We start from the raw sequence: 3,154 nt of genomic DNA on the forward strand, positions 1-3,154 counted from the left end.
AGCGCCCCCGTGACCGCATAGCCGCCACCGCCGGCCCCGTCCAAGGACCCAACGGACGAGCACCGATTTCCCTGTGACCAGTGCGGCGCCGATTTCCGGTTCGATCCGGAAAGGGGCAAGCTGGTATGCGAACACTGCGGCAACACGTCCGAGGTCGATGTCGCGACCGGCCCATGGGAGGGCGGCATCCGCGAACTGGATTTCCGGGCTGCGATGAACAACCTCCTGCCCCTGCAGGAGATGGAGGAAACCCGGGTGTCGACTTGCCCGAACTGCGCCGCACAGGTCGAATTCGATCCCGACGTTCATTCCGCCGAATGTCCTTTCTGCGCCACGCCCGTCGTCACCGACACCGGCACCCACCGCCATATCAAGCCGCGCGGGCTTTTGCCCTTTGCACTGGACGAACGCGCCGCGCATGATGCAATGAATGAATGGCTGGGCAAGCTCTGGTTCGCGCCGAACGGGTTGCAGGAATACGCCCGGAAGGGCCGCAAACTGACAGGGATCTATGTCCCCTACTGGACCTTCGACGCCGACACGAGCTCGGACTATCGCGGTGAGCGCGGCACCGTCTACTACGAGACCCGGCAGGTCATGCGCGACGGCAAGATGGAAACCGAGCGCGTGCAAAAGATCCGCTGGACGCGCGTTTCGGGCCGGGTCCAACGGTTCTTCGACGACGTGCTGGTGCTGGCCTCCAAGGCGCTGCCCAAACGCTATACCGATGCGCTGGAACCCTGGGATCTGTCGGCGATGGAACCCTACCGGCCAGAGTTCCTGGCCGGTTTCCGGGCCGAAGGCTATCAGGTCGATCTCGACGAAGGATTCTCCGAGGCCAAGGTCAAGATGGACCAGCAGATCCACCGGGACGTGAAATTCGACATCGGCGGCGACCGCCAGCGCGTGCACACCATCGACACCGAGATGCGCGACATCACGTTCAAGCATGTCCTGCTGCCGGTCTGGATGGCCGCCTACAAGTACCGGGGCAAAAGCTATCGGTTCGTGGTCAACGGCCGGTCGGGCCGGGTGCGCGGCGAACGCCCTTGGTCAGCATGGAAAATCGCCTTTGCCGTGGTACTGGGCCTGATCGTGGCCGGTGGCATCGGCTACCTGATCGCCATGAACCAATGAGCGATGGCTGAGCGGCTGTCCATTCGGGGCATGGGCATACACTACAGCCCCCATGCCCCGGCCTTCCGCCCTGTCAGCGTTTCTTCACCTCGATCTTCTTGCCACCACCGCTGTCAGGGGCCCGGCGCGGCACGGTGATTTCAAGAACGCCGTTCGCCACATGCGCCTCGGCCCTGTCCGCATCCGCGTCCCCCGGCAGACGGAATGAACGGCGAAAGCTGCCGAACTCTCGCTCCGAAAAATACCAGGTGTCGCCCTTGTCTTCGCGCGTCTCGGTCTTTTCCCCCGAGACGGTCATCACCCCCTGTTCGACGCTCAGGTCGATGGCATCCTCGGCCACGCCCGGCAATTCGATCCGAATACGATAGGCGGCATCATCCGAAGAAGCATCCGAAGCAGGGGTAAGCCAATCCGCCAGCTTGTTCTGGATATGGCGAAAGGGCGCGTAGAGATTGGGCATCAGGCCCGTCTGGTTCGATTCGACCATGACCAACATCTCCTCTTGTCGTTGACGGTCACAATGGCCCCAATCTTACGGCCGCGGCGCCCTGCGTCCTTGATCCGAAGCAAATTCTGGTGTTGCGTCGGGTACGCGCCGGCTTTGACGCTGAGCGCGCCGCGGTATAGTTAGCGCAAACAACAAACTTGGAGAGCGTCCATGATCCTCTGCTGCGGCGAAGCGCTGATCGACATGTTGCCCCGCGAGACGGGCACAGGGGAACGGGCATTTGCCCCATATGCCGGAGGAGCCGTCTTCAACACGGCCATCGCCCTTGGGCGGCTTGGCGCGCCCTCCGGCTACCTCGGGGGGCTGTCCCGGGACCTCTTCGGGCAGATGCTGGCCGAGGCATTGACCGCCTCTCAGGTCGATTACAGCCTCTGCCCTCGCTCGGCCCGGCCGACCACGCTGGCCTTTGTCACCCTCACGAACGGACAGGCGCAATACGCCTTCTACGACGAGAACACCGCGGGGCGGATGCTGTCGGAAGCAGACCTGCCGAACCTCGGCGATGAGACAGACGCGCTCTTCTTCGGCGGCATCAGCCTTGTCTCGGAACCGCAGGCACAAAGCTATGCAACGCTCTGCGCCCGTGCCGGCGACCGCGTCGTGATGATCGATCCGAACATCCGCCCCGGCTTCATCACCGACGAAACGGCCTACCGCACGCGCCTGGCACAGATGCTGTCCCGCGCCGACGTCGTCAAATTGTCCGACGAGGACATGGACTGGCTGGGGACGGACGCGAACACCCTGCTGCGCGAAGGAACCGCGGTGGTGCTGATCACGCGCGGCGCCGAGGGCGTCGATGTTGTCACACGCGAGGGCGAGACGCGCGTCCCGGCCCAAAAGGTCGAGGTGGTCGACACCGTTGGCGCGGGCGACACTTTCAACGCGGGCTTCCTTGCCGGACTGCATCGGGCCGGCCTGCTGACGCGCCCCTCGCTTGCCGCGGCGCAGGCCGCCGATCTCGCCAAGGCGGCGGACCTGGGGGTGCGCGCCGCCGCCGTCACCGTCAGCCGCGCCGGCGCGAATCCCCCCTGGAAGGACGACCTGTGAGGGCACTGATCCAGCGCGTCACCTCGGCGCGGGTCGATGTTGGCGGCGCCACGGTCGGAGAGATCGGCCAAGGCGTGCTGGTGCTGATCTGCGCCATGCAGGGCGATACCGATACAGAAGCCGACAAGCTCGCCGCCAAGATCGCCAAGCTGCGCATCTTCAAGGACGACGCGGGCCGGATGAACCGCTCTCTCCTCGATATCGGGGGCGCGGCCCTGGTGGTCAGCCAGTTCACCCTTGCCGCCGATATGTCCCGCGGCAACCGCCCCGGCTTTGCCACCGCCGCCCCGCCGGCCGAAGGGGAAAGGCTCTACGCGAATTTTGCCAGCGCTCTTCAGGCGCAGGGCTTGCCCGTCGCCACGGGTCGTTTCGGCGCAGAAATGGCGGTGAGCCTCGTCAACGACGGGCCCGTGACCATCTGGATGGATACCGACGGATAGGGCCTTCAAGCGGGGGGCC

4 protein-coding genes are annotated in these 3,154 nt (G+C 65.0%); 3 read left to right on the forward strand and 1 reads right to left on the reverse strand.

Going from position 1 to position 3,154, the window contains the following annotated elements:
* The first annotated feature begins 213 nt into the window (after window positions 1–213).
* The gene (locus RBB42_RS27875; RefSeq protein ID WP_306043970.1) at window positions 214–1,137 is read left to right on the forward strand and encodes a TFIIB-type zinc ribbon-containing protein; all 924 of its coding nucleotides are present in this window, start codon (window positions 214–216) and stop codon (window positions 1,135–1,137) included.
* Window positions 1,138–1,210: 73 nt separating this feature from the next.
* On the opposite strand, the gene RBB42_RS27880 is transcribed toward RBB42_RS27875, so the two are convergent.
* Window positions 1,211–1,624, reverse strand: a complete 414-nt coding sequence (locus RBB42_RS27880; RefSeq protein WP_305972692.1) for an Hsp20/alpha crystallin family protein — start codon at window positions 1,622–1,624, stop codon at window positions 1,211–1,213.
* A 171-nt stretch (window positions 1,625–1,795) separates the two neighbouring features.
* On the opposite strand from RBB42_RS27880, the gene RBB42_RS27885 reads away from it, so the two are divergent.
* Window positions 1,796–2,695 carry a carbohydrate kinase family protein gene (locus RBB42_RS27885; RefSeq protein ID WP_305972691.1) on the forward strand — a complete coding sequence of 300 codons (900 nt, stop codon included), beginning with the start codon at window positions 1,796–1,798 and terminating at the stop codon, window positions 2,693–2,695.
* A complete protein-coding gene (gene dtd / locus RBB42_RS27890) occupies window positions 2,692–3,135 on the forward strand; it encodes a D-aminoacyl-tRNA deacylase (RefSeq protein WP_305972690.1) in 444 nt (147 codons plus the stop codon). Before RBB42_RS27885 ends, dtd begins: the two co-directional genes overlap by 4 nt.
* Window positions 3,136–3,154: the final 19 nt, after the last annotated feature.

It is taken from the genome of Mameliella sp. MMSF_3455, from assembly GCF_030733205.1.
GTDB lineage: Bacteria > Pseudomonadota > Alphaproteobacteria > Rhodobacterales > Rhodobacteraceae > Antarctobacter.